This is a genomic window from Dictyobacter formicarum, assembly GCF_016587435.1.
The window spans coordinates 105,797-124,348 of sequence record NZ_BNJJ01000025.1 but is presented as its reverse complement, the minus strand read 5'-3'; the positions used below and the strand labels follow the sequence as shown (position 1 = coordinate 124,348).

At 54.5% G+C, this 18,552-nt stretch carries 16 protein-coding genes and 3 pseudogenes; 2 read left to right on the top strand and 17 right to left on the bottom strand.

Annotated features, from left to right (window positions below; all coding sequences use genetic code 11):
• Nucleotides 1-140: 140 nt before the first annotated feature.
• From JMI88_RS32425 to JMI88_RS32380, 11 genes and pseudogenes are all read right to left on the bottom strand, one after another.
• On the bottom strand, nucleotides 141-407 hold the full coding sequence (locus tag JMI88_RS32425; RefSeq protein WP_201366172.1) for a hypothetical protein: 267 nt from the start codon (nucleotides 405-407) through the stop codon (nucleotides 141-143).
• Between the two features lie 710 nt (nucleotides 408-1,117).
• Nucleotides 1,118-1,954: a protelomerase family protein gene (locus JMI88_RS32420; RefSeq protein WP_201366171.1), complete on the bottom strand. Its 837-nt coding sequence runs from the start codon at nucleotides 1,952-1,954 to the stop codon at nucleotides 1,118-1,120.
• Between the two features lie 1,813 nt (nucleotides 1,955-3,767).
• A complete protein-coding gene (locus JMI88_RS32415) occupies nucleotides 3,768-4,217 on the bottom strand; it encodes a hypothetical protein (protein ID WP_201366170.1) in 450 nt (149 codons plus the stop codon).
• A gap of 454 nt (nucleotides 4,218-4,671) precedes the next feature.
• Nucleotides 4,672-6,531, bottom strand: coding sequence for a protelomerase family protein (locus JMI88_RS32410; RefSeq protein ID WP_201366169.1), 1,860 nt, complete (start codon nucleotides 6,529-6,531; stop codon nucleotides 4,672-4,674).
• Between the two features lie 172 nt (nucleotides 6,532-6,703).
• A pseudogene (locus JMI88_RS32405) lies at nucleotides 6,704-6,841 on the bottom strand (ATP-binding protein); the annotation flags it as partial.
• A 22-nt stretch (nucleotides 6,842-6,863) separates the two neighbouring features.
• Nucleotides 6,864-8,384 (bottom strand): recombinase family protein, encoded by a 1,521-nt coding sequence (locus tag JMI88_RS32400; RefSeq protein ID WP_201366168.1) that lies wholly within the window; start codon nucleotides 8,382-8,384, stop codon nucleotides 6,864-6,866.
• A 2-nt stretch (nucleotides 8,385-8,386) separates the two neighbouring features.
• The gene (locus JMI88_RS32395; protein WP_201366167.1) at nucleotides 8,387-8,947 is read right to left on the bottom strand and encodes a recombinase family protein; all 561 of its coding nucleotides are present in this window, start codon (nucleotides 8,945-8,947) and stop codon (nucleotides 8,387-8,389) included.
• Complete coding sequence (locus JMI88_RS39805) at nucleotides 8,937-9,113, bottom strand: hypothetical protein (protein ID WP_236023156.1); 177 nt, start codon at nucleotides 9,111-9,113, stop codon at nucleotides 8,937-8,939. Before JMI88_RS39805 ends, JMI88_RS32395 begins: the two co-directional genes overlap by 11 nt.
• 91 nt (nucleotides 9,114-9,204) lie before the next feature.
• Nucleotides 9,205-9,456: pseudogene (locus tag JMI88_RS40965) on the bottom strand (DUF5372 family protein); the annotation flags it as partial.
• Complete coding sequence (locus JMI88_RS32385; RefSeq protein ID WP_201366165.1) at nucleotides 9,389-9,766, bottom strand: ATP-binding protein; 378 nt, start codon at nucleotides 9,764-9,766, stop codon at nucleotides 9,389-9,391. The gene JMI88_RS32385 and the pseudogene JMI88_RS40965, both read right to left, overlap by 68 nt.
• Complete coding sequence (locus tag JMI88_RS32380; RefSeq protein WP_201366164.1) at nucleotides 9,756-11,093, bottom strand: reverse transcriptase/maturase family protein; 1,338 nt, start codon at nucleotides 11,091-11,093, stop codon at nucleotides 9,756-9,758. Before JMI88_RS32380 ends, JMI88_RS32385 begins: the two co-directional genes overlap by 11 nt.
• 67 nt (nucleotides 11,094-11,160) lie before the next feature.
• Between JMI88_RS32380 and JMI88_RS32375 the strand changes: the two genes are divergently transcribed.
• Both JMI88_RS32375 and JMI88_RS32370 read left to right on the top strand, forming a co-directional pair.
• On the top strand, nucleotides 11,161-11,361 hold the full coding sequence (locus tag JMI88_RS32375; protein ID WP_201360083.1) for a hypothetical protein: 201 nt from the start codon (nucleotides 11,161-11,163) through the stop codon (nucleotides 11,359-11,361).
• A complete protein-coding gene (locus tag JMI88_RS32370; protein ID WP_201366163.1) occupies nucleotides 11,358-13,025 on the top strand; it encodes a recombinase family protein in 1,668 nt (555 codons plus the stop codon). Before JMI88_RS32375 ends, JMI88_RS32370 begins: the two co-directional genes overlap by 4 nt.
• Here JMI88_RS32370 and JMI88_RS32365 read toward each other — a convergent pair.
• The 6 genes and pseudogenes from JMI88_RS32365 to JMI88_RS32340 all read right to left on the bottom strand — a co-directional run bounded on the left by JMI88_RS32365 (nucleotide 12,968) and on the right by JMI88_RS32340 (nucleotide 18,404).
• Nucleotides 12,968-13,636: a reverse transcriptase/maturase family protein gene (locus JMI88_RS32365; protein WP_201366162.1), complete on the bottom strand. Its 669-nt coding sequence runs from the start codon at nucleotides 13,634-13,636 to the stop codon at nucleotides 12,968-12,970. The genes JMI88_RS32370 and JMI88_RS32365 overlap by 58 nt on opposite strands.
• 20 nt (nucleotides 13,637-13,656) lie before the next feature.
• Complete coding sequence (locus tag JMI88_RS32360; protein WP_201366161.1) at nucleotides 13,657-13,851, bottom strand: hypothetical protein; 195 nt, start codon at nucleotides 13,849-13,851, stop codon at nucleotides 13,657-13,659.
• Nucleotides 13,852-14,143: 292 nt separating this feature from the next.
• Nucleotides 14,144-14,503: an ATP-binding protein gene (locus JMI88_RS32355; protein ID WP_201366160.1), complete on the bottom strand. Its 360-nt coding sequence runs from the start codon at nucleotides 14,501-14,503 to the stop codon at nucleotides 14,144-14,146.
• Nucleotides 14,504-14,845: 342 nt separating this feature from the next.
• Entirely contained in the window at nucleotides 14,846-15,739 is an 894-nt protein-coding gene (gene istA, locus JMI88_RS32350; protein ID WP_201366159.1) for an IS21 family transposase, read from the bottom strand.
• Nucleotides 15,739-17,568: pseudogene (locus JMI88_RS40960) on the bottom strand (reverse transcriptase/maturase family protein). The gene istA and the pseudogene JMI88_RS40960 overlap by 1 nt, the downstream one beginning before the upstream one ends.
• A 521-nt stretch (nucleotides 17,569-18,089) precedes the next feature.
• Nucleotides 18,090-18,404: a hypothetical protein gene (locus tag JMI88_RS32340; RefSeq protein ID WP_201366158.1), complete on the bottom strand. Its 315-nt coding sequence runs from the start codon at nucleotides 18,402-18,404 to the stop codon at nucleotides 18,090-18,092.
• Between the last annotated feature and the right edge of the window lie 148 nt (nucleotides 18,405-18,552).

The window sequence follows — 18,552 nt, the reverse complement described above, 5'->3', positions numbered from 1 at the left end:
GCCCCGCTGCTCAAAGAGTCGCTCGATCTGCAGCAGCAGCCCTCCGGATCGACAACCAATTGCGGGTTCTTCTGACGCGCAGCCAGCACATCGGGCGCCGGAAGCGTCAGATCCATCCACTCCGACGAGGACACATTCAGCTATTTCAGACTCAGATGCTCACGCGCTCCTGATTTGGGATTGCACCACGTATTCTCCTCGCTGAGCGCAAACGTCTCGCGCATACGATTGCGTGTCTCGGTGAGCGGCTTGCGCACCGAATTGGCCTGGTTTATGCCTGGCCGCTCTCGCCATGCCGCGATCTCCGCTGCACAGAGTGCTTTGATCTGCTCTTCTTGCCCTTTGCCTAGACCCGCCAGCGTGGGCAAGAAGATCTGCCAGCGCTCTGCTAACCATTTCAACGGCATCGAACCATATCCTCCTCTCCAACGCCTTCCAACGCCTCGTCCAATTCCCTGCACACCTCTGCACACCTGTCTCGCGACGTCCCTCTGCGGACTCTCCCGCCTCCTCCCACACCCATGACCTCCACCTGCAGGAGCCCTCGTTCTTAGTATAGCCAAAAAGAAGAAGAATTCAAGTATTTCGATGAGAAAGACGTAAAAATGATTCTAAAATACACAAGAAGCTTCTTGCCGCGAAGAGCAAAACTGGGACACCTCCTTCTCACGCGCGGACACCTCTGAGGTCATGGAACACGTGGGCACTTCCGGGGGCAGTGGAAGGGGGACACAGGGAAAAAAATAGGCCAGGGCGAGAATGACAAGCAGCGGAAGGGGAAGCAAGACGGGATGCAGTCACCTGCACACCACACGCTCTGAAGCCTCCAGCGCGGCGAGCACCCACCAACCAGAACAACCACCGGCGCATTACCACACAGCAATCACCCAGGCGAACATCAGGTACTCTGAAACGCGATGGTCTTTGAACCAAAAACCTCGCCTTCCTCTCCTCATGCCCTCCCTCCCCCTCACTCGTTCCCAATGCACACCCAACGCCCCTGGGGGCGCCTCACGGTGGTCTTCGGGTCTTCCCACAACACAGAGCATTTTCACAAAAAAAAAACGGCCGCTTCCTCAGAGAGTGTCTGAAAAAGTGCCTCATTTAATTCCTTTATTCACAGCGCCATGTACGTGATGTCGGCGACGGGGGGCGGTGCATACCAGAAGGTGGCAATGCGCGCATACAGGCCGCGGAAGTTATGCACGCTCACCTTCTCGCGCGTGGTCCGAATCAACTCCGCGCGATCACCATAGTGGCGTTCCACCGCCTCGTTGACCGCCTTGCCATACTTCTGACTCACCTGCTCAATCTCCAGGCTCGTACAGTCCACCAGGGCGCGCAGGCACTGGACAGCTTCGACCACCAGAAAGGCGCGCACCAGCGTGGGGATCTCAGAGCGCCCCGGCTCGCGACCGCGCCCTTTGACCTGCCCCTCAAACCAGACCGTATACGGTTCCTTGACCGTAAAGGTGCCCGTCTTCATGATCTCGGCCAGGCGTCTGCCCGTACACACCGCAATGCCCGCCACCAGATCCGCCCACGCCGGTGAGAAGAGCAACGAGCAGGCCCGTTCGACCAGGCCGTCTGGATCGGTGAGCAAGACTTGCTGACTCAACCGTTCCTGGGTCACGCCCTGGTTCCGCGCGTTCATCTGCACCCATTCCCCCTCCGACAGGTTGAACACCCGCAGCCCGATATGCTCACGCTCCCCCGTGCGCGGATTCTCCCAGCTATTCTGCTCCGTCACCGGGAGCCCTTTGATCAAGGACCGCACCTGCGTGATCGGTTTGCGCAAGGAATCCCCAGCCAGTCCCCGCTGCCTCTTCCACCACTGTAATTCGTGCTCCCACAGCGTGCGCAGCTGAGCCTCCTGAGCCGTGGTCGCGGTCCGCAGCACGGGCTCTAACGCCTGAAGCCAGCGGTCGCGCACCCACCCTAACGTCTTCGCCATCGTGGCCCTCCTTTTCACGTGTGACAAACCAGGGACATCTCTTTTTCCATCTGGTCCAAGTATATGATGTTACTGTCGCACTGTCAAGAAGTAACATCTCTACTTGCCTCAGAGCCACAAAACGCACAACAGCAGGTCTCGTGAAGAAATGAGCAGTTCCCCCAGAGACAAGAAGGCATACGAGGTGTGCGTTCGCACCGCCCGAGTTGGTTGCAGCACCCGAAGAGAAAAGGTGCTGCTCTTTTCTCTTGCCTACTCACCATTCTCTCGTATTCCATACGATTGTAAAATGGCACAATCTATGCTATGTTTAAAAGGGAAACCCTATTGGCGCACCTTTCTCCGTGTAGAATGATAAAAAAACACGTGCAGGAGGAGAGAGACGCACCATTTCTTGCCTCGACACAGAGGCATGTCGTGTGAACGCCTCCACCCAGGGCGTCGGATCATCTGACGCCCTGGGTGGAGGGGAACCATACACACACACACACAACAATCAAACGAGATCGCAGGGCACTGCGAGAGGAGCACCAATCAGCTCTCCTCTCGCAGGCTCGGTCCAGACAACGGCTGATCAGACACCATACAGGTCATGTCGGGCATCCTTTTTCCCTTTCACATCCCCCCATTCTCTTCAGCCTTCCCCCACACACCATCTAGCACGAAGCGGCTGCGCACAGGACCTGGCACATTCAGAGGAACGTGAGACGGCCTCTAGCTAGCAACCCATAGTCACCCACATGCAATCTTCGCAATCAAGAGCTTTGTACATTTGAACGCCAATTCCCAGTAGAGCCGGCCATACACCTACAAAACGGCTGCTTTCGTGGGGTACGAGACGCATGGGCAGCCAGCCATGTTGTGACGTTCACTATTCGTGGCCAGGTCGAAGGATGAGAGCTCCCGGGCCATGATGCCCCCTTGATCGCCGTCGCCTCTCCACAGAGAGAAAGACCGCCATCACATCGAGGATTGCCTATTCTAGCACGTGAAAAACGGAGCATCGCTCTATTGCATGCTCTGTCCTTCCATCCCCTCATCACTCACTACTTGGTCTCAGCCCTCCGCGCACTTAGGCGGTGAGTCCAACCGTCAACATCCTCGGTACAACTTGGCTCCAAGAACAACCCTCCCTGCATCCCCTCTCCCCATTTCTGATGCGCACTCATCCCTTCCCATTCCTGATGCAGGATCGACGAATACACCACCATCATCCACGATCCGAAAGGGGCTCTGAACGAAATCCGTTCCACCTAACGTCGATCGCGCCTTGAAAGGATGATGCTCGCGAGGCTCTTCTTCCTTTCCCAAGCCAAAACAGATACGGTTTGTCTCCGATGATGATCAGGATCACGAAAGTGAATGGTACAAGCCAATCGCTGCGACCATGAACTGTCCCCCATCTACTTCGCTCCTATGTTCATCGCGCACGACGACGCCTACGAAACATCCTCGAACAGGAACGTCAGCACGTCCCTCTGGTCAAACCACTCCAAACAAGAAAGAACGAGAAAACAAACAGGCATCAACTCACATTCAATTCAGATGGGGGAGCCATGGCAGCTCCCCCTCTCCAGGCCAACACGTCTCGCAGGCAAGCAGATACCCATCTCTTCATCCAAAAAACATGCCATTGAATTCTCAAATAGCTTCTTGTTGCACCCATCAGTGCTTTTTCTTATGAAATGATATGCTTTTTTCCAGGTATGACGACAGATCACACGTCTATAAGAAAAGCAGTCGCGCCTTCTCTGATCTCCAGAGCAACCTGCAGATGCCATAGAGGCAACTCTCCACCAGCAAAAAAGGCTCATCACTCCAAAAAAAAACAATCCATTTCATCTTCTTCCTCTCCAAAAAAGAACGGATGAGAGGGGACCTGCTTCCTCCATTGCTGCCTCTCAGTTCGTTCCTCTTCTTGCTGTTTCGCCGGCAAGAACACAAGCGGTTGTTCATAGGCCCACGCTCGCCACTCTCGATACGTCTCCCGTTCATGGGCTGAGGTGAACGAACTTCTCAGTTGCCCTTGAAGGCGAACATCATACCCAAAGACAAACCCAAGTTGTACTAATCTCTCAAGGAGGGTTTCAATATTGGCTCGTACCCGTTGGATCATGGCTCGCGCAACAGCAAATGCTTCTGGATACAACCGATCTTCAAACACAGCCGGACCCAACTGAACCAACTCATTCCAGATCTCGTGATAGTGGCCTTCTTGATAGCGCTCGAAATAACGAAGACCGTTCTGGCCCTTCTCAAACATCGTCGTCTCTCCTTGGATCGAAGATTTCATCTCTCTCAATATATGCCTTTCCTTCTTCTTCTCGACGCCGCTTCACCACATCGCTCGTTGTTCGATGCGGAGGAACGATACCCCGCTTCCCACGGACACACGCAGAAATTGACCGTCAATCGCATGGAAACATTCTCGCCCCCTTTGACGCTCAATCATGCGCTCCTGCCCCTCTGGTGATCAGGAAGCAGAAACAACCGATTCCTGAGGCGAGATCCCAAAGAGAACGCACGCCCATCACCCTCCTTGAAATTTCCTCGCTACTCAGGTATACTTTATAGGTAAGCTTTTTTGAGAGACACACATCAGTCTCTCTTTTTTTATGCCCTCTTCCTCACAGCCCGTCTCATTGCGATCCCATCCATCATCGTCCTGGCAACAACACTCTCCATATGGACATCGAAATACACACCTCTGGGACGTCTCACGCTGAGTGCACATCATCTCCGGCCATGCTCACCCGGTCCTCTTGCAATGCAACAGCTTTTCCCCACAGAAACGCCGTTGGCTCCTCCGGGATCGTGATCATCTCAGTAATCGGCTCGGCCTTGCGATTGTAGGATGGCTTGATCTCCAACCTCCGATGGTGCTCCTCAATCTCTTCGCCATGGGCCTCCAGATAGGCATTGATGGCGTCCTTCCGACCACCCACCAGTTTCTGGATGGAGAGGGTGGTAATGTACCATTGCTCCAGCGGACGATGCGCCTCATTCCACTGCATCAGCGTATACACCGCTCGCCGATAGCGTTCCGTCCCAGCCTCTGGCACCTTCATGCCCACCAGTGTTGAGGTCGGCATCGCAGCGTAGCGTTCACTCGTATGTCGCCTCGCCAGACTGCGCAGGCGGCGCGCCTCCCGTTCGCCAGCCGCCAGCAAGTAGGACAGCAGATCAGAGGCTCCCGTCTGCACCATCCCCTCCCGTAAGATGGTTTGTGTCTCAACTGGCACATTCAACTGCTCCCAAGAAAGGGTTGGCGCCCCATCCTGCCTCCCCAGTGATTGATGGTCCTGCTGCTCATAGGCAGCAAAGATTCGACGCAGCAGTTCGTCATCCTGAATGTCACGATGCAACCGACGGCGCATGCTTTCCCGCAGATCATCCCCCCATGCACGCGTCTGCACGCTCGGCTTGAAGGTCGAATACCCCGTGGTGTTCTCCTTCGTAGCTTTCTTTCGTCCTCGCTTGCTCGATGCCACAACCGGGTGCGCCTGCTCTGGATGCGTTTTCTGGATCCATGTCTCGTATTCTTTACGGAACACATCGAGCACACTCACTCCCGGTCGCCCGAGCCGCACACCCTGCCGTCCATCAATGTTGCCATCTGTATCGGCAATCTTATCATCGGCATAGTTGGCGTGGCTGGCATAGTGGTGTCGGATCTGCTCCACTTCTTCTGGCGCTGTCCCTGGCTCCACCCGTGGCTCCAAGACAAAGCGATGGCCCTGGATCTGCGCCATATAGGTGATGTCAGCCACCGAGGGTGGCGCGTACCAGAAGGTGGCGATCCGCGCATACATCCCTCGGAAGTTGTGCACACTTACCTTCTCCCGCGTGGCTCGCACCAACTCCTCCAGATCGCCGTAGGACCGCGCTGCTGCCTCATTGACCGCCTTGCCGTACTTCTGACTCACCTGCTCGATCTCCAGGTCTTTTGTGTCCACCAACGCTCTCAGGCGCTCAACCGCTTCAACCACCAGAAAGGCACGGACCAGCGTCGGGATCTCATAGCGTTCCTGCTCCCGTCCTCTCCCTTTCACCTGCCCTTCAAACCAGACGGTGTACGGTTCCTTCACCCTAAAGGTTGCCGTCTTCATGATCTCGGCCAACCGTCGACCTGTACACACCGCAATACCCACGACCAGGTCCGCCCATGTTTCCGAAAAGAGCAACGACAACGCTCGCTCCACCAGGCCATCCGGATCCTTGAGCAACATCTGCTGGCTCAACCGTTCCTGGGTCACCCCCTGGGCGCGGGCATTCATCGCCACCCATTCCCCCTCTGACAGATTGAACACCTTCAGCCCGATATGTTCCCACCCCTGGGTGCGCGGATTCTCCCACCGGTTCTGCTCCGTCACTGGCAACCCTTTGATCAACATCCGGACCTGGGTAATCGGCTTGCGCAGGGAATCCCCAGCGAACCCTCGTTGCGTCTTCCACCAGTCCAATTCACGCTCCCACAGCTCGCGCAACCTGGCTTCTTGCTCGACCGTCGCACCACTCACCACCGGTTCCAACACCTCGTGCCAGCGCCGTCTCACCCACCCTAACACCGCTGCCATCTTCTGCCTGCCTCCTCCTTCTCCTTCCACTAAGCTCTTCCCATCCTTCCTCCTCTTCGGCTGAGCAACAATCTCTCATGTTCCTCAGTTCCTGCCAAAAATATCCTCAGGAAGAAAGGATTCATGGCTATAAGAATTCTTCTCTCTCATAACCGATACTGGCTTATTCCACTCACTCTCCGTACGTCGATCCTTGCTCATCCTTCTGCAAGCGCTCTCGGAAGCGATAGGACTCTCCGACAAACTCCAACAGATGCGCCCGATGCGTCAACCGATCTAACAACGCCGCTGTCATCCGCTCATCTTCGAATGTTTCATACTGCCCTTCTCCTTCATCGCCTTGCTCGTCGAAGCCATTCTTGAAGTTGGATCACATCTTCATCGGTGACGTCTATCTTCCAGGGCATCCCTTTGGCAAGCTGGTGCCCAGTGAGTTTCCCTACCTTCAGCCAGTGATGGATCGTTGAGGGATTCACTCCCAGGTGTGTTGCCGCTCCGTGAACTGAGTAGCTCCCATCTTCCCATTGGGCAGGATTGTGTTCTGTTCCGTTGATCTTGACCGTTGGTATGCCCCATTTTTCACGCAGCAGCCACACCGTTCCACCAGTAAAGGGACGGTGCAAGCGGGCCGTGCGGTAGCCTTCAGCATTAAGACGCTCAGCTAGCTGAGCGTCGATGAGTTGAGCTGCATTGAGTTCGCGAATGCGCTGTTCGAGCGTCTCCACATCAGCAGATGCTTCATAGCTGCGCACACTGCGCTTGTAGCAAAACTCCTCGTAGGCGCCAGTTTGCCAGTTCACTTGCACCCAGACCTGCCCATGGGCTCGCTTGCCGTCTACGATCACGTCGCGGATCAACAGGTGCAGCATCTGCTTGCGATCTGCATTGGTGGTGGTCTCCGCCTGCCAGAGCAGTGGAAGATCACGGCCTACGGCGAGGATGCTGACCCGATCTGCTTCGGTGATGGGAGCCAGGCGCGCACTTCTCCACGTCTGGTATTCTTTCTCAACGGCTTCCACTGCTCGCAGTTTCTCTTCCCACTGCCGTTCCAGTGAGCGGGCCACCAGCCGGTTTTCTGGCTCGACCACCTGATACTGACGTTCAGCCCGTTTGGCCTCGTAACGTACTCGCTCTACGCGCAACTCCCATTGCTTGCGTTCGGCTTGTTCTTCTTGCTCCAATTGGGCAAGCGCCGCCAGGGCGAGCGTCAACTGATCAGGATGTAGTGCTGCGAGGAAGCGTTGTGCTATCTGCGTATCGAGCGCAATCGCGCGCACTTCTTGACACCGTTTCCCTCCGAACTGACGCTGGTCGTTGTTACACACATAGACAGGGAAATCTCCATGCGGGCCCGAGTAGCGCAGATGCAGGAATGCGCCACAGTAGCCACACCGCACGATCCCTTGGAGTAAGGCTTGTCCTTTGCGTGGCACTCCGTGTAGTTCCTCTCGGTAGTTCAACTGATTTGCACGTAACTGCGCCTGATTGGCCAGAAATTCTTCCCAGCGAATGTAGGCTGGATAGACATTGTGCAAACAAATCTCCCATTTGTCAACGGGTTGTCGAACATGTCCGCTCCCAGGCGCGCCGGGCCTGCGTTTGGTGGGATCTTTGACTTTTCGTCCATACACATAGGCTCCCGCGTACGCCGGATTCTGGAGAATATCGCGTACACTACTTGCTCGTGCGTCTTGCCAGATGACCTCATGAGGCGCAGGGCCATGCAAGGGACGTACTGGCAACGGCAAGTGCGCCTCCCGCAGATAGCACATGACGCCCCGCGCTGAGCGAATGTCACGAAACTTCTGAAACACCAGATGAATGCGGGCCTGGACTTCTTCATCGGGATTCAAGATCACCTCCCCAGAAAGCCCACGCGCGAGCCCCACCGGAAGCCCCAGGCGTAGCTCCCCTCGCTCGGCTTTGTGTTGTGCCCCAGCATGCATGCGTGTTTGATATGGTGCAGTTCTGCTTCGCTCATCATGCCTGTCAATCCTAACAGTAATCGGTCGTGGTAGAGTCGTGGATCATAGAGTCGTTCCCCATCGGCAATGAGGGTCCTAAAGATCGAGCAGACCTCCAGCAGTTGATACCAATCACGATTGTTGCGTGCCAAACGGGAGGCATCAAAGCTGAGGACAAGACCAGCACGAGCCAGGCTGATCTCGGCGAGCAGATGTTGGAAACCCTCTCGCCCATCGGCCTGTGCTCCTGATTTGCCTAGATCCTCATCAATGACTTCAATGCGCTCACGCGGCCATCCGAGCGCAACTGCTCGCTCAACCAGAGCATATTGCAGATCGGTGCTTTCTGCATGGCGCATCACCTGCATGAGCGAGGATTGCCGAATGTAGACGTATGCCATTTTTGCGCGATGGGCTGTCGTCGGTGTGACATGCAAGATCTCAGCGTTCATGGTGTGGCTCCTTGTCTTTGGTAGCGGCTCTCGCGCGCTGAATAAGTTGAGCGACCAGATGGGCGAGTTGCTGCTGGTGGCTTTGGGGAAGCTGGTACCAGATGGTGGCCGGAATGGGTAGTATCTGGATCGTCTGATTGGCTGCTCTCAGCTTGCTGCTCTGCATGCCTTTCCTCCTTTGCCTGCTTGAGTCGGAGCACAAAGTGTGCTAGAGGAAGGATAGTGCGCATCGAGATCACAGGCAAGGGGGGATCATTGGCGATTTCTTCTCCCGGATGCTCCAGATCAGTTACTGACCGAGGAACAGAGCGGCGTCTTCCTGTTGGCAGAAGCACTGTCACATGGGTTTTGCTCCGATGGACTCGTACGGAAATACACGGAAGGGTTTGGCCGTACAGGGGATGCGTCGGATCAGTAATTGTGACCTCACCGGATAACGCTTCACAGAGTGGGGTATCTTGCTGTATTTGATTCTCCAAAGACGCTATTCCAATCGGCAAAACGTACATTTGTCGTGATGATGATCGAGACTTTTTCGTAGAGCTCTGAGCACATTTGAAATAAAAGATGCGCTCCGTCTTTCGTGAATGGGATAAATCCCAGCTCATCCAAAATAAGCACATCCAATTTCCTCAGTTGCCCCAGCATCCGCGTCAACCGCAGCTCTTTCTGCGCCATCAGCAGTTCATTGACTACGCTGGCCGCTCCATAAAATCTCACCCGCCTTCCCTGACGGCACGCCGCCATTCCCAGTCCTGTGGCAACATGCGTGTAGGGTAGGCGCCGTGCGCCTTGATACATTGCTGTATTAGGTTTCACTGCGCCCCCCTCCGAACCGGACTTGAACCTTTCGGCTCATCCGGCTCTCCAGAACATCACTGCTACGTTGTGAGAGAACAAGCTTTCCCGCGTGAATCGCTCGGTGACATGGCATACAGACGACCAGCGTCTTTCGACGCAACGTAATCATCCGTTTTACCCATTCTGGTTTCTCTCGTCGACCTGCCCACCGCTTCTTCAGATCGACAAGTTTGTGCGCGTGATGCACCTGACAGTTCTCATGAGAACCGCAGAGTTCGCACGTGTCTGCCAGGAGCCGAGTGATAAGATCAGAGCGGCTTTTCCAAAACATCACTGGTTTGGTGTCAGCAATCGGGACGTTTCCTGGTTTCATGGCTTGGAGGGGGATGGCACCCCAGGTAAATGTGCGTTCTCCGTTCCGGGTGGACACCTTTACCTGAAGCGTCTTGTACTCGTAGTCATTTACCATCTGTACTCCGCGATAGCGTTCATACACCTTACTGGCACTGATATTCAGTTTTTGGGCGAGCGTTTTCACCAAAGCAATTTGCATGATGTGTTTGACCGAACTCAAGTGACATCGATCAACCGCGAACTTGTAGTATTCAGCAAGTCCTCGGAACCGTTGTTGATAGGTGTCTATGATGTAGGCATCTGACCATTCTGTGAGCCGCTTTTCGCTGATGACCTTTCCATGGTGTTTGTACTCGGTCGTGATGCGATTAATGAGCCCAGGAGGCAGGCCAAGACGCACTCCACCGTTGATGCTGCGCATCTTTGCGCCAGAAGGCCGCCGTGTCAGTTTGTCATCGGCATGGAAGATACTGATGACGTATCCGAGAAAGCGAGCCTGTTCGGTACGAGCATGGGTAATGAGGGTCTTCTCTGCGCTCATCGTGAGATGGAGTCGGTCGCGTAGGTACGTTCCGATGGTTTCTTTGATCGCTTCTGCTTCTACCTTTGGTCCAATGAAGGCAAGCAAAAAGTCGTCGGCATAGCGGACAAAGGAGAGCCTCCGGTAATCTGGGTCGTGCGTATCCAGCGATGGGTAAGAACGGCGCTCTTGCTGAAAGCGCTCAACCGCCTGCCAGTCCTGACGCGTCCTGGCATCACGTATCTTCCATTCAAGGTGTCGATACGCTGGGTTTCGCTTCCGCTTCTTTCCTCGCGTATATTGCGGGATGAGCGTATCTTCGATGAACGTGTCGAGATTGTGCAGGTAAATATTGGCGAGGAGTGGACTCAGCACGCCTCCTACAATGTTGCCAAAAAGGTTCTGAGTTTCGTGTATCAGAGAGCGATCCCACGAACTCAACTGTGTGCCGCCTACGGACAAGGCTTCCATGGTGCACCCCTTGATTGCAATGTGCATCAAGTGGAAGATACAGGGACGCGAGGTCAAGGAGATCATCATGACCAGACGCGCTCGCAAACATCCGATGACGTTGGAGGTGCACATCATGTTTGAACCCAACCGTGAAGAACATCAGGTGCTGCATCACGCCTACAGTTTCCTCCTTCCCCTGCCAAGGCGACGATTGTTGACACCCGTGGACACCACGCCGATCTCAGCTCAAATGCAGGACCCGCTGGGAGAAAGGAAACACTCATGAATGATCTGCAAGTGGCCATCTATGCTCGTGTTTCCTGCGAGCAGCAAAGCGAGGCCAGAACCATTGAGAGCCAGGTGAGCGAACTGCGTGCCTATGTCCATACCCAGGGTTTGTCGCTTCCCAAGGAGCATGAGTTTATCGATAACGGCTACAGTGGCGCTACCCTCATCCGTCCGGCTTTGGAGCGACTGCGCGATGTGGCGGCTGCGGGAGGTATTGATCGGCTCTATGTGCTCTGTCCCGATCGCTTCGCGCGCAACTATGCCCATCAGGTGCTCCTGCTGGAAGAGTTTCTCCGAGCGGGGGTTGAGGTCAATTTCCTCAATCGAGAAGTTGGACAGACCCCGGAAGATCACCTCTTGTTACAAGTGCAGGGCATGATCTCCGAATATGAGCGGGCCAAGATCATGGAGCGCAGTCGGCGTGGCAAGCGGCACGCTGCCCAGGTGGGCATGGTGAGCGTCTTAAGTGCCGCACCCTATGGCTATCGGTATATTGGCAAACATGAGGGAGCAGGTGAAGCACGCTTCGATATCCTCCTGGAGGAGGCGCGCGTCGTTCGTCAGATCTTCAGCTGGGTCGGGCACGATCGCTGTTCCATTGGTGAGGTGTGTCGTCGGTTAACGGTGGCCAAAGAACAAACGAGGACCGGCAAAACGGTCTGGGATCGTAAGACGGTCTGCGATATGCTCAAAAACCCGGCCTACAAGGGAATGGCCGCTTTCGGAAAAACGAGCGTGGAACCACTGCGACCACGTTTACGAGCACAGCGAGGGCGTCTCATGCAACCCAAACGAGCAGTGAGTACGCAAGAGGTTTCTCCTGAACAGTGGATGTCAATTCCCGTTCCAGCGCTGATCAGCGAGGATCTCTTTGAAAGCGTCCAAGAGCAACTGCAAGAGAATCGGCAACGTGCTCGCATTGGAAAGCGTGGAGCACGCTACTTGTTACAGGGCTTGCTGGTCTGTGGGTGTTGCGGATACGCTTATTACGGGAAAGCGATTAGCCCAGCTGCACGAAAAGGACATGAGCGGGCCTACGCCTATTATCGTTGCATTGGCTCGGATGCCTACCGCTTCGGAGGCGAACGCTTGTGCTGGAACAAGCAACTGCGCACCGATCTCGTTGATGAAGCCGTGTGGCTGGAAGTGTGCCGATTGCTGGTGGATCCGACACGATTAGCCCATGAATATCGGCAGCAAGTGCAAACAGCGCAGGTGGCACCAGAATTGAAAGGGCTCCAGACGAACCTGGGACGATTGCGACAGGGCATTGCGCGTCTGATCGATAGTTATGCCGAAGGAGTCATTGACAAAACAGAATTTGATCCCAGGATCACACGCATGCGTGAACGTGTCAGACAACTCGAAGAACAGGTACAACAAATTCAGGATCAGGAGAGTTTAGAGCAGGAGTTGCAGGTAATTATTGGACGTTTAGAAACATTTTCGACGAAGGTGAACCAGGGGCTTCACAACGCCGATTGGCTCACGCGTCGCGAGATGATCCGCACGCTGGTGAAACGCGTCGAAATTGATCAGGAGAAGGTGAACGTGGTCTTTCGTATTAGCCCCAACACGCCATCAAACCCATCAGATTCTCGTCCTCAAAATTTGCAACATTGTAGGAGGCGTGAGTACCCCGCCCTGGGGGTACCACTGTAGGTTCGCTGATAGGTCCAGTCTTCCAATACGCCTGCATCCAGGCTCATACGGATGAGATTGAGTAATCGGCCATCCTTGATGTCACATGCGAGAATATCCATCAACTTCTGATGGTCAATGGCATCAAAACATCCCTTGATATCTCCTTCGATGAGCCATGATGCTCCCTGGAACTGCTGGTGGACCTGGGTAAGGGCTGTGTGACAGCCTCGTCCTGTGCGAAAACCATGTGAGCTTTCTCGGAAACGAGGTTCGTAATAGGCTTCCAGGAGCATTCGCAGGACTTCCTGTACCAGCTTTTCCGTGAAATTGGGGAGCCCCAGTGGTCGTGTTCCTCCGCTCTTCTTTGGGATGCGAATGCGTCGGGCCGGATGAAAGCGGAACCGTTCATATCGCAATTCGTTGATGATCTTGCAAATCCGTTTCAGGCTCATTCCATCAGCCGTATCATTTGTACTTCCCGGCGTGAGCGCTCCCTGATTACGGGAGATTTTGTGGTAGGCTGCAAGATACAGCTGTGGGTTGTACATGCAGCGATAGATGCGGGTCAACGGTTGTCGTTGTTCTCCCAGTTTTCGTATTGCCTGAAGAATTTGATCGGCAGTCTGCATTCGCATACCTTTCATACCCGTCAAGCGGATTGTTCCTGACGCCCTTCGCCCTGTAATTGGCTTTCCCAATCGCCCTGGGTGGCCGTGTCTCCACCGACTACTATGGCGTCTCCGTCGTCATGAGGCTCGCGCCTGACAGACGATCCCGCAGTACAGTCGTAAGCAACGTTATCAGGATAAGGTAGGGTGTCCGTTCGTAACGTGGTCGATCTCATTGATCGTGTTCCTGACGAGAAGATTTCGCACCTCGGAAAGACTAAGATGGTGTCGTCAGGGCTTGATATCAGTCGTGGTATCAAGAGAGGGACTGGTCTCCAACATGTTACTAGACTTGAAGCAATGCAGCTTTACCCTTGTCATCCAGAGCTAGGGATGCGACGCTGATACACGACTTCTCAGTCCATCCCGTTACTGACATGCTATGGTTCCGTGTCAGATTTCTCCTTTCGGTCAGTCAGTTGCTCTCACTGGTATCTCTTCAACCAGTGGCACGTCTCGCGCAATCGCTTACCCCGTCGTGCGGCGCACCTTTCCAAGCCCAGGATTGCCTATCAAGACAATGGTTTCTGCTTTTTCAATATATCCTCCCTGCGCCAGATCCAACACACGCGCCTTGCTGATCCCTCCTACCTGCTGAAAATCAAACCCCGACAAATCCTTGATCACCGGAAATTTCGCCCCTGCAATCGCTCGCTCGATCCGGTTCACTTTCCGTTGCGCCATCTCTGCCTCACACAACGCCAACAGGTACTGCTCAGGCGTCGAGTCTCCTCGCGAGGCATCTTGGGCATACTGCTCATAGTTCTGAATAAACGTTGGCAACCGCAGCTGCCCCAAATACTCCTCCAGTAACGCTTTCTGCGTCATCCCTTCCCTCCTCTACCACCGGCTTGACACAATCGCCTCATACCTCGCCAAATCGATACCTTGCCCCGTGCCTCCCTCTTCTCCTCTCTCCTTCTCTCCGTTCTTGCTCCCCTCAGGCTCCCTCCCCAGCAACTCAGACAGGCAATGATTCACCCCATCCAGATGCACACACCCATAGACCAACGCCTGTCTGATCGCCATTTCGATCACCCGGGCTGAATACCTCCGATGCAACGCTAAAATCCCCAGGAACTCTTTCACTCCTTTCCCCTCCGGCCACTTCTCCCGCAGCCTTTTTAACAGCTCGCCATAACAGTCTGGCCACTGCTTCTTCCACTTCTTTCATGGCAAGGCATGCTCAAACGACCCTGGCTTCTGCTTGATCAATGCCACATAATGCAGCGGATCCAGCACATCTTCCTCTCGCTCATAACTGCGCTCGTGGCGCGCGAGCACCTTCACTCCCTCCACCATCTCCACCTGAAACGCATACGCCTTCACCGTCACCCGCTCTCGACCTCGCTTTACCGGCAACGAATAGCGATTCGTCTCAAAGATCACCTGACTATAGGGCATCACCCTCGCCTCCCGTATCTCCGCACACTCATAGCCTCCCTCCGGCACCGCTCGCAACTGCCCACGTTCTTCCTCCCACATCTCCCCTATCGATCTCTTTTCCCCTCTCACCTTCCGCTCATTTTCCCGATCACACCGCTTGCGCAACAGCCCATTCAACTCCTCATAGCTTTTCACCCGCGGCAGCGGCACAAACATCCGTTCCCGCATATATCCCACCCCATTCTCTACTCCTCCCTTTTCCTGGGGCGCAAAAGGTGTACAAAAACGCGCCTCAAAGAGATAGTGGCTCCGCAATCCCACAAAACTCCGCGTCTCCTCTCGCTGCCGTTCCCTTCCCTCATGGCTCACATGCACTGCCGTCGCCACATTATCATAGCTAATCCGCTGCGGCACCCCTCCAAAGTACGCAAAGGCGTCCATATGCCCTTGCAAAAAACATTCCAGCCGCTGCGTCGGAAACGCTTGCACGTACAATTTGCGCGAGTAACACATACGCAGCACAAATACCTGGACCTTCACCTCTCTCCCACCCAGCACCACCACCGCTTCTCCGTAGGGTAGCCAGCCAGCGAAGGTGACATTGCTGCTCCTTTTTCTGACCGGCTCCCTCCAAACCCGGCGTGCGCGCTTTCCACGCACCGGGCTTTCCAGCATCATCAGGTTTCTCCTGTCCGTGAGCGTGATACCTTGTTGCGTCTGTGTGGGCGTCCATGTTGAATATCCATATGGCAGGTATGGCAGAGGACGAGCGTTTTTCTCTGGCGGGCGGCCATGATTTGGACCCATTGCGGCTTCTCTCGACCTGCATACTTGTTCAGATCTTTCAGTGCCCGTATGTGATGCACCTCTATCTTAGCGGTCATGCGGGTTGCTCCGCATTGTTCACAGGTTTGGGCCAGGAGTCGTCGCTCCAATTCCGACCGTTTCCAGGCGTATTGCTTCATTTCGTCCTCAATAGGTGCGGTGACATCCCAGGTAAGGGGGATGCCTCCCCAGGTGGCTACGAGTGGCTTTTTACCTTCACGCGAGACCGTGACTTGCAATCCTTTGTATTTCTTCCCCTCAACATCGATTTCCGCTTTGTACTTCTTGTACACCTTACTGACCGGTATTTTGTGTTTGCTCGCTAACGTCTTCGTGAGTGATTGTTCCATCACCCATTTGAGCTTGCTGAGCGTGTAAAGGTTGTAGGCCATCCGGTAGTAATTGACCAATCCCCGATATTCAAGCTGGTAGGTCGCCACGATGGTGAAATCACTCTCGTTGAGCAGCTCTGCTCGATGCGTGGGTTTTCCCTTGCGCATATACCGCTTGCATTTGTCTTCAACGACTTTTTTGGGTACTTTCAGGCCGATGCCTCCATTGATGCTTCGGCCTTTTCTTCCGTTCTTGTCACGGGTTTACTTGGTGTCACAGTGTAAGGTGGTGATTTCGTAATTAAGGAAATTGGCAGCGCGATCCCGTGTGTGGGTAATCAACGTCTTCTCATCCGAGAGGTTGAGCTTGAGTTCTTCAAGCAGAAATATTCGGAGCCGTTGTTTGATAGCTTCTGCTTCTTCCTTGGGGCCAACAAAAGACAGGGCGAAATCATCTGCGTACCTTACATACCTCAGTCGTCGAAAGCCGGGGTCCTGGGGATCGATGGAGGGAAGATTTTGCTCCTGTTGCTTGATCTTGTGGGCAGCCTCCTTCTGTCCTCTGTTGTGTCGTTTGCAGGCCCGCTTCATCAGGCGGTTGTATTCCTGATTTGGCCTTTTCTTCTTCCCTCTGGTGTATTCGGGGATGAGTTCTGTTTCCACAAACCTGTCCAGTTTCGAGAGCAGAATATTGGAGAGAATTGGACTCAAGATGCTTCCTTGTGGGACTCCACTGAAAGTGTTGTTGAGTTTCCAGTTCTCAAGGTATCCTGCGTCGAGCAGCTTTTTGACGAGATTGAGAAATCGCCCATCCTGGATGTGTTCGGCGAGCGCCGAAATGATGAGGTTATGGTCGAGGGAGCCGAAACAGTCGGCGATGTCGCCCTCGATGATCCAAACTGTGCCTTGCCAGATCCGGTAAACTTCTCGGAGAGCCGTATGACATCCCCGTCCTTCACGGAAGCCGTGAGAGTGTTCACTGAATGTCCCATCAAAGTAGGCGTTCAGGATCATTCTCATAACCTCAGCTAAGAGCTTGTCGCTCCATACAGGTATGCCGAGCGGTCTCTTTTTCCCGTTCTTTTTCAAGATGTAGGTTCTTCGCGCTGGTTGCCATTGGTATCGTTCCTGCTTCAGTGCAGTAATGATGGCCTCAAAGGTTTCCAGTGAAGTGCCGTCAGCCGTTTCGTCCGTCACACCGGGCGTCATCGCGCCAGCGTTGCGGTACACGCGACCGTAGGCCGAAAGGTACAGATTTGTGTTGTACAACATTCGATAGACGCGCTTGATCGGCAAGCCCCGCTTGCCGCGTTCACGGAGAAGTCCTAAAAGCTCTTCGGTTCCCTGCATTTCGCATACCTCCATGCGTTAGAAACTTCTTTGATACCTTCCCTTTATGTGGGTATCCTTCACATAATCTGGCCCTCCTTCGAGGGCTGCCCCTTTGACCTCTTAGGATCGTCATTGTTCCCTTGAAGTCTCGTATGGGGGTTCCGTCGCCATAGGTATCGCACCCGTAGGCGATCCCGCTTTTGCGCATATGAAACGTGTAGTGTGTTTAGGTGCCCGTTTGTTCTCCATCGGGTTCATTACCCGCCATTCATCGGAGGGGGTGTTATCATGAGGACTGGGGTCTCATGCTTTTCCGATGTCGTTCTTTCAGGCATGGTTTTAACGGATGCAAGTGATCATCATGCGAGAACTCAGGTTTAGCAATTGGCCAGCTTCACCATGCACACAGGACTTGCAGAGCAACTCTTTACATGCCTTCAAGGGTTCTCCGCGTTTCCAACATGCTGTTTTCCCCTTTGCGTTTCCGCTCCAGGTTGGTTGGATGTCCTAGAGGTTGTTTACCCCCTTCCTCTCCCGTGTTACACGGGTATTTCATATGCACCGACACGGCGCACCCAGTCACATTGCGCATCCTCCCCTGGCTCATAGCTCAAGGGCACATACACCTCCCCATATTCCCCACGGTGCTTCCACTTCCCCACCTCCTGCCGCACCCTTGACTCACACCCTCCATATCCCTCCTCTCGAATCACCTCATACATCTTGGCTGCCGTATATCTTTGCTTCACCGGCAACTTCTCCTGCTCCTCCAACAACTCCTCCACACGCCTGCGATACGGCTCATACACCGACTCCCCCCGCCGGCCTCTCTTCTTCCCCTGCTCTCCCTTCACCCCCCTGCCCTCGTTCTCCACCACCTGCCTGATCGCCTTCCGACTCCTGCCTCCCTCTCTCGCAATCTGACGCACACTCTTGCGCTCCACATACTACGCTCGCCGAATCGTCTCTTTCTCCTCCGCTCCCATCGCCATCTCTCTTCCT